Source organism: Streptococcus sp. 2020WUSS089 (genome assembly GCF_044427405.1).
GTDB classification, from domain to species: Bacteria; Bacillota; Bacilli; order Lactobacillales; family Streptococcaceae; genus Streptococcus; species Streptococcus hashimotonensis.
Genome location: NZ_JAOTGD010000005.1, coordinates 79,357 through 94,166, shown reverse-complemented (window position 1 = coordinate 94,166; position 14,810 = coordinate 79,357). Strand labels below are relative to the sequence as shown.

The window sequence follows — 14,810 nt, the reverse complement described above, 5'->3', positions numbered from 1 at the left end:
AAATCGCAAAACTTTGGCAAAATTTAGGCTTTCAAGCTTGATATACTGTAACCAAGTTAGCTAACTACATTATATCAAAAGGAGAAAACCTATGTCACATCTACCACAAGCTTTCAACCAATCTCAGATATCCGCATCAGCTACATTCAGTCCTTATAAGATGAAAGTAGCTCGCAACCTGTCACAAGATATGGCAGTCGTTCAAGCCAATGAACTCTTGGCACAAGATATTCTAAATAAAGTCGCCAGCCTCTCAGAATTGGAGCGTCAGATTTTGGCTCACAATCCGCAAGCCCAACAACGGACAGATTTCGTCATTAAGGCATTCACTTATGTCTCTGTTCAAAAATTCAAATAAGGGAGCGCACTATGGATATTTGGCAAATTTTAGCAATATTTTGTCTCGGCGCACTATTTTCACTCACCTTAATTGCTATTTGGCTAGGCGAAGAAGATGATAAGGTGGAAAGTTCAAAACCACAAGTCACTTTTTCAGAAGAAGAACTCGCTTTAACAGAATTTCTTGAAACCCGTCAAGCCATCAACGAAGATTTTCTGGTAGCCCAAAAAGAACTTCTGGACACTTTGAAACGTGAAAGGAGGAATTCTTAACCACTCTGTTGTATTTCTCACAACAGCGAACAAGTCGGACGGATTTGTTCCGTCTGACCTCTGTTTTTAGCTTTCGCATCGCTCCATAACCTTATCTTGCTTATGGTTTGAAAAAATTATATTTTAAGGTAAAGTCGGAGCGTCTGATACAGACAGAAAGGATTTTCAAAATGACAAAATATCAAGACACAATTAACCAACATCCACCTAAAAAGTTCAAGACTATCCTCGCCGACCCACCTTGGGATGTAGCACAAAAAGGCAAACTCGGCGCAATCCGACATTATAATTTAATGACAATTGAAGAAATTAAGAAAATGCCCATCGCCGACCTCACAGAAAGCAATGCCCATCTCTGGCTCTGGACATATCCAGCCGTCCTTGAACAATCTTTCGAAGTCGTGCGAGCGTGGGGCTTCGAGCCAAAATCCATCTTCACTTGGGTTAAACCTAGACTTGGTTTGGGCAATTATCTTCGAAACTGCACCGAACAAGTCATTTTCGCTACTCGTGGAAAGGCTCCAATTAAATTCAAAGGACAAATGAACTGGGGAATGTTCCCTGTCCAAGACCATAGCCACAAACCTGAGGAACTTTATTCTATTATCGAACGCTGTTCAGAGGGCGATTACTTGGAACTCTTCGCTCGCCGTCCAGTCCCATCAGATAAAAATTGGAATGTTTGGGGAAATGAAATTACAAGTGATGTCATCATTCCAAACTATCCAGTTCCTAAATATTCGATAGATGTTCGAGATTTTCGAGAGGCAGGACAAGATGAATGAAAAAGCTAATAGGATATATTGTTGGCTTCTGTCTTTTGGCGATACTGGTCAATTATTCTGTCCAGCTTCTAGTCGATATTTGGCTGGAATTAGTGATTGGCTCAATCCTTGCTTTGGGATTTTATATCGCCATCATATTCATCAAACACCGTCAAGATTGGAGGTAGTATGAAAAGACCAACTCATCTGTTGTGGCAAAGTGTGGACTGGGAGAGACCATTCGAGTTCGAAACTATCTGTAATTTTACAACGCAGCTCAACGGATATTCTCGTCGCCAGCCCTTTGTTTGGGAGATTCGCTTGACATCAGAAAAAGCCAGCCATCTTATCGGAGCTTACCCAATTGACTTTCGATTTTTGAAAGAAATGATGACTTCGCACAACACCGTTCATTTCGAGAAAACCAAGCGAACAAAAGTGACATCCGCCTACGACATCACTATCTCGAAAAATCACTATGCCCTCAAAACAAAGGAGGTCGAAAACTTGGTTCGAAGCTTCCTGTCGCAAGCTAGTAATTTGAAAAAATCTGAAGAAATTGTCTTTCAGCTAATTATTGGAAAATCTGCTTCACCAAAACCAATTCTCAAGGAACTTGGCAATCCAGACGCGACACTCTGGCAAAAACTAACAGGCAATATTCCACCGCTGTCATCAGACAGTAAGGCGCTAATGCGAGAAAAACTTCACCACAGTCAATTTCAGGTTTGTTTGCGATTAGGTATTCGAACAGACAATAAAGCACGAGAAGTTCAACTTCTGAAAAGCGTTCTGGCTTCACTTCGGATTTTGGAGCGAGCTGGAGCTAAGTTTTCCGCCAAACCAACTTCAAGCGAAAAACTAAACCACGGAAAAATTCCGTGGCATTTCCAGACAATTGTTTCAAGCATTGAACTCGCCAGCCTTTTCTTACTACCAGCTGGCGAAGCTCAATATAGAGGCGTATCATCACTGTCGCCCAAAACTATTTTACCACCAATTGGCTTTTCGCAAAACACCAAACGTCTCTTTGGATACAGTTTAGAGAAATCTCCAAGATTTATCGGTATTCCAGCACGAAATGGATTGTCGCATACTTGGCTTCTGGGAGGAACTGGGAGCGGAAAATCTACTGCCATGCTCAATTTATTCTTGGCGGACGCACGAGAAAACCGCTCCGCTGTGGTCATCGACCCCAAGGCAACATTGGTTTCAGATATTTTGGAACGACTGCCTAAAGAACGGGATGAGGACGTGGTCATTTTAGACCCTAGTCAAGCTGGACAGACCATTTCGATAAATCCTTTCGATTTGGTAAAATTCGGCGTTCCAGCAGAATTGGTTGCAGATATGCTTCTGGGTGTTTTTCAAGAAATATTTGAAGAATCTTGGGGTATTTACACGCAGGATATTCTCAGCCATAGTTTTCACACCTTGGCAAAAGTGGACGGCTCGACGCTCCTTGACCTACCAAAACTCTTAACCAACAAAGCCTTTCGGCACGACCTTTTGAAAAGTGTTTCAGACCCATTCCTGCTGGATTTTTGGCAAGGTTATGATACTTTGAGCGACTCCGCACGCCAAACCATGATTTCACCTGTCCTTAACAAATTTCGAGGTGTTTTGCTTCGTCCAGCCCTCCGAGCGATTTTAGGAACATCATCTGGTGATTTTTCGTTGAAAGATATTTTCGAGAAACCAAGACTCTTACTTGTTCCACTGAATAAAGGCTTAATTGGCGCAGAAAACGCCAAATTCATCGGAGCAATTCTGCTAGGCTGCTTGTACCAGCTAACGCTCCTTCGAGCCAAAGAATCTGTTCGAAAACCTGTCTTCATCTACATTGACGAAGTCGCAGATTATTTGAAATTGCCTGTTCCGCTGGGCGACACACTCTCTATGTCTCGAAGTTTAGGTGTTGGCTATGTTTTGGCAAATCAATTTTCGAAGCAACTACCGAAACAGCTTCGAGAGTCTATTTACGCCAACTGCCACAACCAGATTATCTTTGGGCTTTCAATGAATGAAGCCAAGGAATTGGCTGGGCTTGCGCCTGAACTTTCTACTGAGGATTTTTACAAATTGCCTCCGTTTCAGGCTTACGCCAAAGTCCCTATTACCTCCAATATCTTTAAGTGGCTATCCGTTCGGACTTTGCCAGCGTCGCCTGCCTTTCGCAAGAAAGATGAGATTTATGGCGAGAGTTTCAAGCGATACGGTTCAACTTTCAACGAAGAAGCACCGACCAAAAACATCACAAAACCACTTTCTGGCATTGGACGAAAGAAAAAGGAGGTTTCAGATGAGGTTAACTAAACGAGATTATGAAGTTTTGAGCTTACTCAACCGTTGTCGCTACGCCACGACCAAGCAGTTAGTGGAACTGTATTTCAGAGAGAATAAACCTAAAACAGCCACAAGGAGAGCCAACCTCCTCACCAAAAAACTATCCAATCTTGGGCTCATCCATCATCTTGAACGCCGAATCGGTGGCGTGCGAGCTGGGAGTGGTTCCTACATTTGGTATATCACACACAAAGGAATTAAGGTTCTCCGCGAGATTGAGCCAAGTGTGAAACTCAAACTGAAAAATCGTTATGAGCCAACACGCAACCACCTCAAACATCAGCTGTTCGTGACACAGTTGTTTGTGGAGCTTCATAGACTTCAGAGTGAAAGAAAGCTATTTCTGGAAGATTTTTCCTTCGAACCAAGATGTTGGCGGAGCTTTGCGACCCTGTTCTCACATTTTACGCTCAAGCCTGACGCTTTCGTTCGACTAACCATTGGCGAATTCGAAGAAAATTATTTTTTCGAAGCCGACAACGCCACAGAACATATTGGTAGAGTGATTGCCAAATGCAAGCAATACATTGCCTACTTCAATACGGGTATCGAGCAACGTGAGAACGAGGTCTTTCCATTGGTAGTTTGGATTGTACCAGATGAAAAACGGAAGTTAGCCATTTTGAATCGAATCAAGGAAGATTTAGACGCTTATTGGGAGCTTTTTGAAGTGGTAACACTGGACGAATTTTCAGGGTTTATACAAGGAGGACGAGATGGTGCAAGAACAGAAACGTAAAATTGGCAAAGCGACATTCGTGATTGTGAGGAAGTTTACAGGAAAAGAATCTCTTGAAAATAAACTGAAACGGTTGATATTGGAGAAGTAATGAATTTTACTTCAAGTATCCACTGAATAAAAAAGATGTATGCATATTTACTATTAGTAATATGGTAGATATGTAATAAAAAATGTACATATCACCAGCTTTGATGAAGCTTAATAATAAAATAGCTAAAAGAACTAAAATATTTATAGAGTGGAGAGTCCCTTCTCTTCCTGAACTATGTTTTTTTACCTTAATGTATGTATAGAGATACCCTAGAATACCTAAAATAGCCATAGCTCTAACTAGAAATATAAAATCACTAACTTCATTATTACTAGAAAATAGTATTATCTGATGCTCTAAAGCGGCAGTAGTAAATACGACAAATAGATCTATGAAGTACAATTTCCAATACTGATATTTTAGAGCTGCTAATAATTGACTTTGGAATATCCTTAAAAATAATATGAATAAAAACAATGCTAATGCGATATTTTTATGGTTAACACCCCCATAAAGAATTTTGTTTAAATGTTCTAGGAAAATAAAAAATAACCCTCCATGAACAATAGATAAAATAAATAGATAGACTTCTTTGAAATCATTAAAATGAAGTCTATCTTTGTCTTTGCTAGCCAATTACTCCACCTCAATCTATTACTCCAGCTAAAATTGTCACAATTCCCAAAACAGCATGGCTGACGCAAACTCCTAGTAAGTTATTAGTTTTTCTGTAACTCCTATACCAGATAATACCTATACAGAATGTAAGAACAAGAGTCCAGAAGTCTTTATATATAATATGTACGAAGCTATATAAAGCTGAAGATACAATCATCTTACTTCTTTCACTCACATTAAGTCTGGTAAGAATTCTTACCAACGCACCACGATATAAAAACTCTTGAGCTGGAGAAGAAATGAAAATATAAAAAAGATAGAAGGAGACTGTTTCATTAGGTGAAAATCGACCACCAATACCAGTTAGATATAAAAGTACTCCCAGTATTCCTAAAATTACGGTAAGAACAGTAACATCCTTCATAGACTTAGCCGATGAATTGAAAGAAAGTCCCATCTCGCTGTTCTGGTTTCCTGCTACTCTCATTAGTAAATATATCAAAATGGAGCCCACGGTTAGATAAACAAATTTATGATTAAAATCCAGTAATCCTACTAGTATTGACGTCGGTAGCAGTATGTAAAATAAAATAATTATAGATAAATAAAAGTATCTTGCCTTCATAAAATAACCCCTCTTATTATCTTATTCTATCATAAAATATAAACTTTATCTGCTAAAATCGGTTAATTGACTGGACTTCCTGCCCACTTCGAGCTATCATGTCAGTGGGTTATAGGTGAATCGAAAGGAGCACACTATGAACAAAAGCACATTGACATTTGAAGAAATTAAAACGCAGAATTTGGAAAATCTACCAGATAGGATAACCGCTCTGTATTGTCGCTTATCCGCCGAAGACGCTAACGAAGGCGAGAGTAACTCGATTTCTAATCAGAAACAGATCCTCGCTCAAGTGGCTACGCGTGAAAACTTGCCAAATCCATTCTTCTTCGTGGACGATGGCTTCTCGGGTTCGAACGTCCAGCGACCAGATTTTCAGAGGATGATGAGTTTAGTGGAGGCTGGAAAAATTCAAGCGGTTGTTGTAAAAGATTTAAGTCGTCTCAGCCGAGATTACCTCTTGACTGGGCAACTGACCGAAATTACTTTTCCGTCAAAAAATATCCGCTTCATCTCCTTGAATGAAAATCTGGACAGTAACAAACGCAACAGCCAAGATGCCTACCTCGCACCCTTGGTATCTTTATTTAATAACTGGTATTCCCTCCAATGTAGCGAGAAAATTAAGTTATCTAAGCATACCAAGGCAAAGGCTGGTGAGAAAATTGGCTGGATTGCACCGTACGGTTATCTCAAAAATCCAGAAAATCCCAAGGAATGGCTGATTGACGATTATGCCAGTCAAATTGTGAAACGAATTTTCAAGGAGTATCTCTCTGGAAAACCAATCTCTTCTATTGCAAATGACCTTCGAAAGGACAAGGTCCTAACACCCGCCAACTACAAGAAAAAGTTGGGAATTTCGAATTATCGCGTGCTTGAAAGCGACCCATTCCACTGGAAAAGCCAGATGATTTGCCAGATGCTCGAGAAAGAGGAGTATACTGGAGCAACAATCAATCTCAAGACTGCAAAAATTTCCTACAAACAACGAGGATTCAAATTGCGACCTCGAGAAGATTGGTTGATTTTTCCAAATACACACGAAGCGATTATTTCACAGGAGGATTTCAAAATAGCACGCAAAATGCTTGGTCATAAGCGAGTAAAACGTAAGAACCACTGGAAAGATACCACTGGTCACGAAAATCTCTTCGCAGGGTTGGTCTTTTGCGAAAATGGTCATAAACTCAGTTTTTGTCCGCAACAAAAAGACAACACAAACCTAGACCACTACAAGTGTTACCATTATCGTCGAGCTGGCGATACTTGTTCGGGTTCGCACTATCTTCGCAAGGAAACTCTGGAAGAATTAGTGTTAGGCGACCTTCAGCAACTAATTTCTTCTATTCGATTTAATGAGGAAGAATTGCTTGCAAAACTGAAGTCTCGCTTCGACATTCGAGAGAGTAAAAAGCAGGATAGCTTACGCAAACATTTAAATAAAGCCAAAAAACGGTCGCTGGAGTTAGACACAATTATCCAAAGGCTCTATGAAAAGCAACTGTTAAGCGAGATTAGCGATGAGAGATTTAGAAAATTGGTGGACAGTTACGAGAGTGAGCAAGCTGAACTCAGCCAACAAATTCAGAAATTTCAAGAGGTTCTGGTTAGCCAGACCGAATCTACGCAAAACATTGACAAGTTTATGCGAACTATTCGCCAACACACAAAACTCGAGAACCTAACAACACAGCTAGTGAATGAACTGATTGATAAAATCGTCATTCACCAACCGACTGGACGTGGCAAAAACCGTCAAGTCACTATTGAACTGCATTACCGATTTATCGGAGAACTATAAAACGAGCGAACTAAAACTCGCTCGTAGAATAATAACTAATGGACTGCTCGTTGAGGGGTGGACATTATACCAAAAGAGTTCGTGATTTTTTGAACATTTTCTGTATGTTTTAGGAAAGCGCTTGCTTTCCACCTTGTAAACTGGTATGATAAGGATATTACATTTAGAAAAAAGAGAAGATGCTATGAAACTTCTAGGACTTGTCGGAACCAACTCCGCTCGCTCAACCAACCGCAAACTCTTGCAGTACATCAAACAGCATTTCGCAGACAAGGCTGATATTGAATTGGTTGAAATCAAGGACCTTCCTGTCTTCAATAAACCGGCTAATCGTGAACTGCCAGAAAGTGTTAAAGAATTAGTTGCAAAGATTGAAAGTGCTGATGGTGTCATCATCGGAACACCTGAGTATGACCACTCAATCCCCGCTGTTCTTATGAATGCACTAGCTTGGGTATCATATGGAGTCTACCCTATGCTTAACAAACCGGTTATGATTACAGGTGCCTCATACGGAACACTCGGTTCGTCCCGTGCTCAATTGCAACTACGCCAAATTCTCAATGCTCCTGAACTCAAAGCTACTGTTTTACCAGATGAGTTCTTACTATCTCATTCCATGAAAGCCTTTGATACAAACGGTGAGCTTATTGATTTAGAAATCAGTCAAAAACTGGATGCCATCTTTGATGACTTCCGTCTCTTTGTCAAGATGACAAGTAAACTGTCTAGCGCCAAAGAGTTACTTCAAAAAGAAGCTGAAAACTTTGACTGGGAAAACTTGTAAGAGAGGAGAACAATCATGAAATTTGTCGGAATTGTCGGGTCTAATGCAGACCAATCTTATAACCGCATGCTATTGCAATTTATTCAACGCCACTTTAAAGTAAAATTTGAATTAGAGCTTTTGGAAATCAAAGATGTCCCAATGTTCAATCAGGACGAAGACCAGTCTAATAGTTTTGCGATCCAATACCTTTACAACAAAATCACACGTGCTGATGGTGTCATCATTGCTACACCTGAGCACAACCACACCATCACACCTGCTCTTAAGAGTACTCTAGAGTGGCTAAGTTTCAATTTACATCCATTTGAAAATAAACCAGTTATGATTATCGGGGCTTCTTACTACGACCAAGGAACGTCTCGCGCTCAAGTCCACTTGAGAAAAATTTTGGACGCTCCAGGTGTCAATGCCTACACGTTACCAGGTAATGAATTCCTCCTTGGTAAAGCGAAAGAAGCTTTTGATGATAAAGGGAACATTATCAATGAAGGGACTGTGAAATTCTTGGAAAGCTGTCTAGACAACTTTATCAAGTATGTCGGCGTTGTATCTAAATTGAAACAACCCAAGCCAATTGCACCCGAAGATTTAGACTGTACCCATCCAATCGCAACGACCATCACAGGTGTGGACCCAGATGACCCAGATTGGCTGGATAAGGCTTCTAAATTGGTCAACGCTGTCGAGGGAGATACGTATGTTAAATTAGATAACGGTCTTTTAACAGTTAACCAACTCAATATGTTCCTCAACGCCATGCCATTTGAGTTGACCTATGCAGATGATAACAATCAGTTCCTCTATTACAACAATAGCCACCAAGAGCCTGATACTATGTTAGGTAAGCGGGTCCCAGAGCAAGTAGGAAACCGTTTGTCAACCGTTCACGGCACTTTACCACCTGCTCGTATGAAGAATGTCGAATGGGTTGTTGGAACCTTACGTAATGGTAACCAAGAGTACGTTCGAACAATCGTCCCGGGCACACCACCTGAAATTATTAATACTCATAACTACCAAGCTATGTACTATCCTGACGGGTCCTACGCTGGTATCAATGAAATTATCTTTAATTTTAAGCCATGGTTAGATTGGTATCTTGAAACCACTGGACAACGCTTGGTGGGGGGTGCAGGAAACACCGCATCTCCTGCCCATGTTGATGCAACCTCTGGCGCTTCAGATACAGGTAGTACCCATACAGCTTCCACACCGACAGATGCCAATTCTGGTGCATCTGCTCACTAACAAATAAAAACTAGTGGGAAGGGGCTCCCTTTCCACTATATTTTTCAATAAATTTTTGATGATTATGTCACAAGGAGGCCCCATGTCCCCATTTCAAGAAAAAATTTCGGTTGCAGTTTCAAAAAAAGAATCCCTTTTTGATGAAAGTCTAAGCCGTTACGCCTTACGCTCCATGTATGCAGGAGCTTATTTGACCATGTCAACAGCTGTTGGTATTATTGGAGCTGATGTCATCTCCAGTCAATTCCCAAGTCTATCGCGTTTTGTTTTTACCTTTATCTTTGCTATCGGACTGATTTTTGTTCTTATTTTTGGTGGCGAATTGGCTACATCTAATATGATGTATCTAACGACTGGTGCCTATTATAAGCAAATTACTTGGAAAAAAGTAACGCTGATGTTACTTTACTGCACCTTCTTCAACTTTGTAGGTGCTACCATTCTGGCTTGGCTTTTCAATCAGTCCTTCTCCTACCTTAACTTATCTAACGAAAGTTTTGTTGTCAACGCTGTCACCATCAAACTAGGAAAATCCGACTGGAGTAACTTCTTTGAGGGAATTACTGCCAATATGTTTGTGAATATGGCTATCCTTGGGTATATGCTACTCAAGGAACAATCCGCCAAATTCTTTGTTATTGTATCTGCTATTTTTATGTTTGTTTTCCTTATCAACGAACACTTAGTTGCTAATTTCGCATCATTCATGCTCTTAGCCTTTAATGCTGCTCGTACTAATGTAGATACCTTTACTATGGTAAATATTCTTCGTCAGTGGATTGTTGTTTTCTTTGGAAATTGGCTTGGAGCCGGACTCTTTATTGGAATTGCTTATGCTTGGCTCAATCAGACCAAAACCAACCATCTTGAACAGTAATGATACTACAAAAACAGCCAAGATAAACCACATCCTAAAAGTTTAAGGATTGTGGCCTGCTTATCTTGGCTGTTATTTTTTACTATTCAAACACAAACTGATTGTGGTAGAGTTCGGCGTAGAAGCCGTTGAGTTTAAGGAGCTGGCTGTGGTTGCCCTGCTCGATGACCTTTCCGTCTTTGAGGACGATAATTTCATCCGCATTGAGAATGGTTTTAAGGCGGTGGGCAATGACGAAGCTGGTCCGTCCTGCGATAATGGCCTCCATGGCTTTTTGAATTTTGGCTTCCGTTACCGTATCAACGTTAGACGTTGCCTCGTCCAAAATCAAGACCTGTGGATCTGTCAAGAGCGTACGGGCAATGGAAATCAGCTGTTTCTGACCTGTCGAGAAGACATTCTCATCATCGGTCACAAAGGTTTCATAACCCTCTGGCAAGCTCATGATAAAGTCGTGGATATGCGTCGCACGAGCTGCGGTTTCCACCATTTCTTGCGAAATGCTCTCATCACCAAAGCGGATATTGTCCGCAATAGTGCCAGAGAATAGGACCGACTCCTGCAAGACAATACCGACCTTATCCCGCAAACTATCCAAATCATATTCCCGAATATCGCGACCGTCAAAGGCCACGCTACCACCATTGACATCGTAGAAGCGGTTGATCAAGTTCATAATGGTTGTCTTACCAGATCCCGTCGGACCAACGACCGCCACCATTTTACCCTTAGGAGCCGAAATAGACACCTTGTCCAAGACCTTTTGACCTGGCAGGTAGCCAAAGTCGATTTCCTTGATTTCAACACCTTCTTTTAATTCGGTAAATAGCGGAGCGTTTTGCGGGCGGACTTCCTCAGGCTCATCAAACATTTCCTGAATACGATGAGCACCTGTGAAGGCCAACTGCAATTCTGCCCAGCTAGATGCAATCTGCATGATAGGCTGGTAATACTGTTGCGAATACTGAACAAAGGTCACGACCAGACCAAGTGCGGCAGCTGTTTCCAGCGAGCTATCATTGAGAACAATGCTAGAGCCTGCAAAGATAACAATGGCAGTATTAACCAAGCTCATACCGTTCATAAATGGAAAGAGAATCCCACCAAACAAACGTCCCTTGAAAGTTGTGCGACGAACTTCTTCATTGAGCTCCAAGAAACCATCAATAGTCTCTTCCTGCACACCCTGTACAATAATCGCTTTTTGTCCTGAAATCTTCTCATCCATGTAGGCATTGAGTTTAGACACCGCAGCCTGTTGCTTGTCAGTATATTTCCGTGACAGGCGAATGATAATCACTAGGGCAATCAAGGCGACTGGCGTAGATGCCACAGTTACCAGAGCCAAGCGAGTATCCTGACGGAACATCATGATAACCATACCGATGTAAAGAGCGATATTGGTCACTACCTGAGTCAAGGACTGGTTAAAAGCATTTTGGATATTATCCAAATCACTGGTAAAACGAGAAAGAATATCCCCATCCTTGTGGCTGTCAAAGAAGGCAACCGTCAAGCGTTCCAACTTGCCAAACAAACCTTTTCGCATGCGGTTGGTTGAATGAGCAACGATGCGTGTAAAGAGCAGAGTATAAATCAAGGTTGATACCACAGTTGCCACATAGGCCAACAAGAGATTGAGCATGACCCCATTAAAGTCCGTCATATCAGGCTTGAAACCTGACTGCCCCATCTGCTCTGCAGCAAAATAAGCCTGACCAATTTTCCCCATCTCTGCAATAGCATTACCCAGGAAAACAGGTGTCTTAACCTGCAAATAGGTCGCCGTCACAATAGCTAGAAAAATCACAGCAAAGGACAGCTTATAGCGTTTAAAATAAAACCAGAAAAATCTAAGTGTTTTCATAACATGATACTAAGGTCGCCCAGAAAGCGACCGAAAAATAGGAAACCAACGCCGCGTTCCGAAACGCTAGGAGGTTTATCTTTTTTCGAAGCTTTCCGACCGAGTTCAAATACAATCGTACTATATAGACTGCACTTGCTTAGTTTTCCTCCTTCCCTTTCTGTGTTTCGTAAATTTCTCGGTAGACGTCATTTGTCGCTACCAATTCTGCGTGTGTTCCCTGACCAATCAAGCGACCTTCATCAAGAACCAAGATCTTATCAGCTTTGACAACAGAAGAAATCTTCTGAGCAACGATGACCGTCGTTGTCCCCTTCAAATCATGGTTGAGGGCCTCTTGGACCAGCTTCTCAGACTTGGCATCCAGGGCTGAGGTCGAATCATCTAGCACCAAGACTTTAGGATCACTAATCACCCCACGCGCAATGGACATCCGCTGTTTCTGACCACCTGAGAAGTTATTTCCACGTTCTTCTACTTGGCTCTCATAGGTATCATCCAAGCGGTCGATAAATTCTTTGGCTTGGGCAATACCTGCGGCCCGCTCCAAACGTTCCAAATCTGCACCAGGTGCACCTTGACGCAGGTTGTCTGCAATGGTCCCTGAGAAGAGAATAGCTTTTTGCAAAACGATAGACACTGTATCTCTCAAGGTTTCCTGACTGATGTCTTTCAAATCACGACCGCCAATTGACACAGTCCCTTCCTGTGGATCAAACAAACGCGGAATGAGCTGAGCTAGTGTTGATTTACCCGCACCCGTCGCACCGACCACACCGACCATCTGACCAGACTCAATCTCAAAGGAGATATTTTTCAAGGTCGGCTCGGTGTCATGCGGATAGGTGAAGCTAACATTGTCAAAGACAATCCGACCATCCAAGTCCTCTTTTGCACCATCTTTAAAGGTCATCGCTGGCTCTGTATCTAAAACCTCACTCAAACGTTTAATGGAAATAGCAGCACGTGAAGCCTGCATCCCCATAAAGCTAGTCATGATAATGGCAAACATGATTTGCATGAGGTAACTCATAAAGGAAGTAAAGCCCCCAACTGCTTCGAGATTAGTGTCTAACATCCCAGAAACGAGATAAAGCGACACAAAAATCGCCATATAGGAGATAAACATCATCAAAGGTTGCAAGATAGAAAAACCATAACCAATAAAGAGGTTGAGATCCAAAAGCTCATTGGATACTTCTTTAAATTTAGCGTATTGATTCTTCTCCTGTACAAAGGACTTAACCACACGAATCCCACGGAGATTTTCCTTTGCAATGCTATTCATCCTGTCCATCAGGGACTGGAATTTACCAAAGCGCGGTCCCATCAAGCCCATCACGACTGCCATGATTCCCATGATGATGATGACCATGAGTACGATAATCCACCAAAGTTCTGGCAAAGTGCGCACTGCCATGATAAAGGCACCAACAAAGAGCAGAGGTACCCGCATCAAGATCGTAAAGAGCATCATGACAAGGTTCTGAATTTGGTTGACGTCGTTGGTCATACGAACCACCAAATTCCCTGCATTAAATTCCTCTACATTGGCATAAGAAAAGCTCTGAATTTTCCGAAAGGTCTTCTCACGAATATCCGCAGACACTCCCTGAGAAATCTTAGCTGCCATGATTGTATTGGTCAGACCAGCCAAGAGACCGATTCCCGCAATCAGCAAGAGGAACTTACCGACACGAACAATTTCTTCCTTATCATTGGCCAAGACAGCAGTCAATACATCCTGTAAATAACTAGGTTGCATCAAGGTCGTTGCTACGACAATAGACGTCAACAAGACCGATGCCAAGGCATACCATTTGTAACGTAAAATGGCTTCTTTAAACATGTTTTTTCTCCTTATAATTTCTAATATTTTCTTTTAATTGATCGACCACCTGTCTGATCAAATCAAATTCTTCCTTTTGAATACCTCGAAAGAGAGAATGGTGCATCTCCTCATGGAAGGATTTTAGGTGACAAATCTTGCTCCGACCTTTCTCTGTCAAGACCAACTGCTTATAGCGTCTGTCAAACTGAGAAGGTAAAACCCGAATAAAGTCATTTTTCTCCATTCGCTTAACTAGATTGCTGGCAACGGATTTGGAAATCTTCAACTCCGCTTCAATGTCTTTAACAAAGGTTTCAACTTCAGACCGTTCTGCTATGAAACGCAGGGCCCATCCCTGTGGTCCAGCTAGGTGCTCCACATCATATTCCTTTGCAATGGTTTCACTGATTTGTTCAATCTGATTTAATAGATTCCGAAAATCTGCAATAGTATGTCCCATAATAGCTCCTTTCTACGAAAATAATTACCATGAGAACTATTATAGTTCTCTTAGGAACTATTGTCAATTATTCCGTTTGCTCTTTTCTGAAAATATTTTGTTATTTCAGCACCATTACTTACTCAAAAACTATAATATATATACTGTATAACTTATATAAGATTTTATGTATCAATTATGGTATAATATATCTAA

At 41.4% G+C, this 14,810-nt stretch carries 15 protein-coding genes; 10 read left to right on the top strand and 5 right to left on the bottom strand.

Annotation, left to right across the window (positions count from 1 at the left end; genetic code table 11):
* Positions 1–91: 91 nt before the first annotated feature.
* From ODU46_RS06010 to ODU46_RS05985, 6 genes are all read left to right on the top strand, one after another.
* Complete coding sequence (locus ODU46_RS06010) at positions 92–358, top strand: hypothetical protein (RefSeq protein WP_044761920.1); 267 nt, start codon at positions 92–94, stop codon at positions 356–358.
* A gap of 11 nt (positions 359–369) precedes the next feature.
* Positions 370–612: a hypothetical protein gene (locus ODU46_RS06005; protein WP_024408514.1), complete on the top strand. Its 243-nt coding sequence runs from the start codon at positions 370–372 to the stop codon at positions 610–612.
* Positions 613–782: 170 nt separating this feature from the next.
* Entirely contained in the window at positions 783–1,397 is a 615-nt protein-coding gene (locus tag ODU46_RS06000) for an MT-A70 family methyltransferase (protein ID WP_044761922.1), read from the top strand.
* Complete coding sequence (locus tag ODU46_RS05995) at positions 1,394–1,564, top strand: hypothetical protein (RefSeq protein ID WP_167786547.1); 171 nt, start codon at positions 1,394–1,396, stop codon at positions 1,562–1,564. The genes ODU46_RS06000 and ODU46_RS05995 overlap by 4 nt, the downstream gene beginning before the upstream one ends.
* A gap of 1 nt (position 1,565) precedes the next feature.
* Complete coding sequence (locus tag ODU46_RS05990) at positions 1,566–3,692, top strand: type IV secretory system conjugative DNA transfer family protein (RefSeq protein ID WP_167786546.1); 2,127 nt, start codon at positions 1,566–1,568, stop codon at positions 3,690–3,692.
* Positions 3,679–4,461 (top strand): replication-relaxation family protein, encoded by a 783-nt coding sequence (locus tag ODU46_RS05985; protein ID WP_044761925.1) that lies wholly within the window; start codon positions 3,679–3,681, stop codon positions 4,459–4,461. The genes ODU46_RS05990 and ODU46_RS05985 overlap by 14 nt, the downstream gene beginning before the upstream one ends.
* Before the next feature lie 97 nt (positions 4,462–4,558).
* Here ODU46_RS05985 and ODU46_RS05980 read toward each other — a convergent pair whose 3' ends face one another.
* Together ODU46_RS05980 and ODU46_RS05975 are read right to left on the bottom strand one after the other, a co-directional pair.
* Positions 4,559–5,131, bottom strand: a complete 573-nt coding sequence (locus tag ODU46_RS05980; protein WP_398579381.1) for a hypothetical protein — start codon at positions 5,129–5,131, stop codon at positions 4,559–4,561.
* 10 nt (positions 5,132–5,141) lie between these two features.
* Complete coding sequence (locus tag ODU46_RS05975) at positions 5,142–5,600, bottom strand: CPBP family intramembrane glutamic endopeptidase (protein ID WP_167786545.1); 459 nt, start codon at positions 5,598–5,600, stop codon at positions 5,142–5,144.
* Between the two features lie 274 nt (positions 5,601–5,874).
* Between ODU46_RS05975 and ODU46_RS05970 the strand changes: the two genes are divergently transcribed.
* The 4 genes from ODU46_RS05970 to ODU46_RS05955 all read left to right on the top strand — a co-directional run bounded on the left by ODU46_RS05970 (position 5,875) and on the right by ODU46_RS05955 (position 10,457).
* Positions 5,875–7,542 (top strand): recombinase family protein, encoded by a 1,668-nt coding sequence (locus tag ODU46_RS05970; RefSeq protein WP_398579380.1) that lies wholly within the window; start codon positions 5,875–5,877, stop codon positions 7,540–7,542.
* Positions 7,543–7,726: 184 nt separating this feature from the next.
* Entirely contained in the window at positions 7,727–8,329 is a 603-nt protein-coding gene (locus ODU46_RS05965; protein WP_024384178.1) for an NADPH-dependent FMN reductase, read from the top strand.
* A gap of 15 nt (positions 8,330–8,344) precedes the next feature.
* Positions 8,345–9,580, top strand: a complete 1,236-nt coding sequence (locus tag ODU46_RS05960) for an NAD(P)H-dependent oxidoreductase (RefSeq protein ID WP_024384179.1) — start codon at positions 8,345–8,347, stop codon at positions 9,578–9,580.
* An 82-nt stretch (positions 9,581–9,662) separates the two neighbouring features.
* Entirely contained in the window at positions 9,663–10,457 is a 795-nt protein-coding gene (locus ODU46_RS05955; protein WP_024407655.1) for a formate/nitrite transporter family protein, read from the top strand.
* Between the two features lie 82 nt (positions 10,458–10,539).
* Here the strand turns inward: ODU46_RS05955 and ODU46_RS05950 are convergent, their stop codons facing one another.
* From ODU46_RS05950 to ODU46_RS05940, 3 genes are all read right to left on the bottom strand, one after another.
* Positions 10,540–12,324 carry an ABC transporter ATP-binding protein gene (locus tag ODU46_RS05950; protein WP_395326725.1) on the bottom strand — a complete coding sequence of 595 codons (1,785 nt, stop codon included), beginning with the start codon at positions 12,322–12,324 and terminating at the stop codon, positions 10,540–10,542.
* 139 nt (positions 12,325–12,463) lie between these two features.
* The gene (locus ODU46_RS05945) at positions 12,464–14,173 is read right to left on the bottom strand and encodes an ABC transporter ATP-binding protein (RefSeq protein WP_336375423.1); all 1,710 of its coding nucleotides are present in this window, start codon (positions 14,171–14,173) and stop codon (positions 12,464–12,466) included.
* Complete coding sequence (locus ODU46_RS05940; RefSeq protein WP_024399878.1) at positions 14,166–14,615, bottom strand: MarR family winged helix-turn-helix transcriptional regulator; 450 nt, start codon at positions 14,613–14,615, stop codon at positions 14,166–14,168. The genes ODU46_RS05945 and ODU46_RS05940 overlap by 8 nt, the downstream gene beginning before the upstream one ends.
* Positions 14,616–14,810: the final 195 nt, after the last annotated feature.

Excerpts from the sequence above, each read along its gene's own strand:
- ODU46_RS06005 (WP_024408514.1), top strand. The coding sequence starts at position 370 with ATGGATATTTGGCAAATTTTAGCAATATTTTGTCTCGGCGCACTATTT.
- ODU46_RS05945 (WP_336375423.1), bottom strand. The coding sequence starts at position 14,173 with ATGTTTAAAGAAGCCATTTTACGTTACAAATGGTATGCCTTGGCATCG.
- ODU46_RS06000 (WP_044761922.1), top strand. The coding sequence starts at position 783 with ATGACAAAATATCAAGACACAATTAACCAACATCCACCTAAAAAGTTC.
- ODU46_RS05990 (WP_167786546.1), top strand. The coding sequence starts at position 1,566 with ATGAAAAGACCAACTCATCTGTTGTGGCAAAGTGTGGACTGGGAGAGA.
- ODU46_RS05995 (WP_167786547.1), top strand. The coding sequence starts at position 1,394 with ATGAAAAAGCTAATAGGATATATTGTTGGCTTCTGTCTTTTGGCGATA.
- ODU46_RS05965 (WP_024384178.1), top strand. The coding sequence starts at position 7,727 with ATGAAACTTCTAGGACTTGTCGGAACCAACTCCGCTCGCTCAACCAAC.
- ODU46_RS05975 (WP_167786545.1), bottom strand. The coding sequence starts at position 5,600 with ATGAGAGTAGCAGGAAACCAGAACAGCGAGATGGGACTTTCTTTCAAT.
- ODU46_RS05960 (WP_024384179.1), top strand. The coding sequence starts at position 8,345 with ATGAAATTTGTCGGAATTGTCGGGTCTAATGCAGACCAATCTTATAAC.
- ODU46_RS05950 (WP_395326725.1), bottom strand. The coding sequence starts at position 12,324 with ATGAAAACACTTAGATTTTTCTGGTTTTATTTTAAACGCTATAAGCTG.
- ODU46_RS05985 (WP_044761925.1), top strand. The coding sequence starts at position 3,679 with ATGAGGTTAACTAAACGAGATTATGAAGTTTTGAGCTTACTCAACCGT.
- ODU46_RS05955 (WP_024407655.1), top strand. The coding sequence starts at position 9,663 with ATGTCCCCATTTCAAGAAAAAATTTCGGTTGCAGTTTCAAAAAAAGAA.
- ODU46_RS05970 (WP_398579380.1), top strand. The coding sequence starts at position 5,875 with ATGAACAAAAGCACATTGACATTTGAAGAAATTAAAACGCAGAATTTG.
- ODU46_RS05940 (WP_024399878.1), bottom strand. The coding sequence starts at position 14,615 with ATGGGACATACTATTGCAGATTTTCGGAATCTATTAAATCAGATTGAA.
- ODU46_RS06010 (WP_044761920.1), top strand. The coding sequence starts at position 92 with ATGTCACATCTACCACAAGCTTTCAACCAATCTCAGATATCCGCATCA.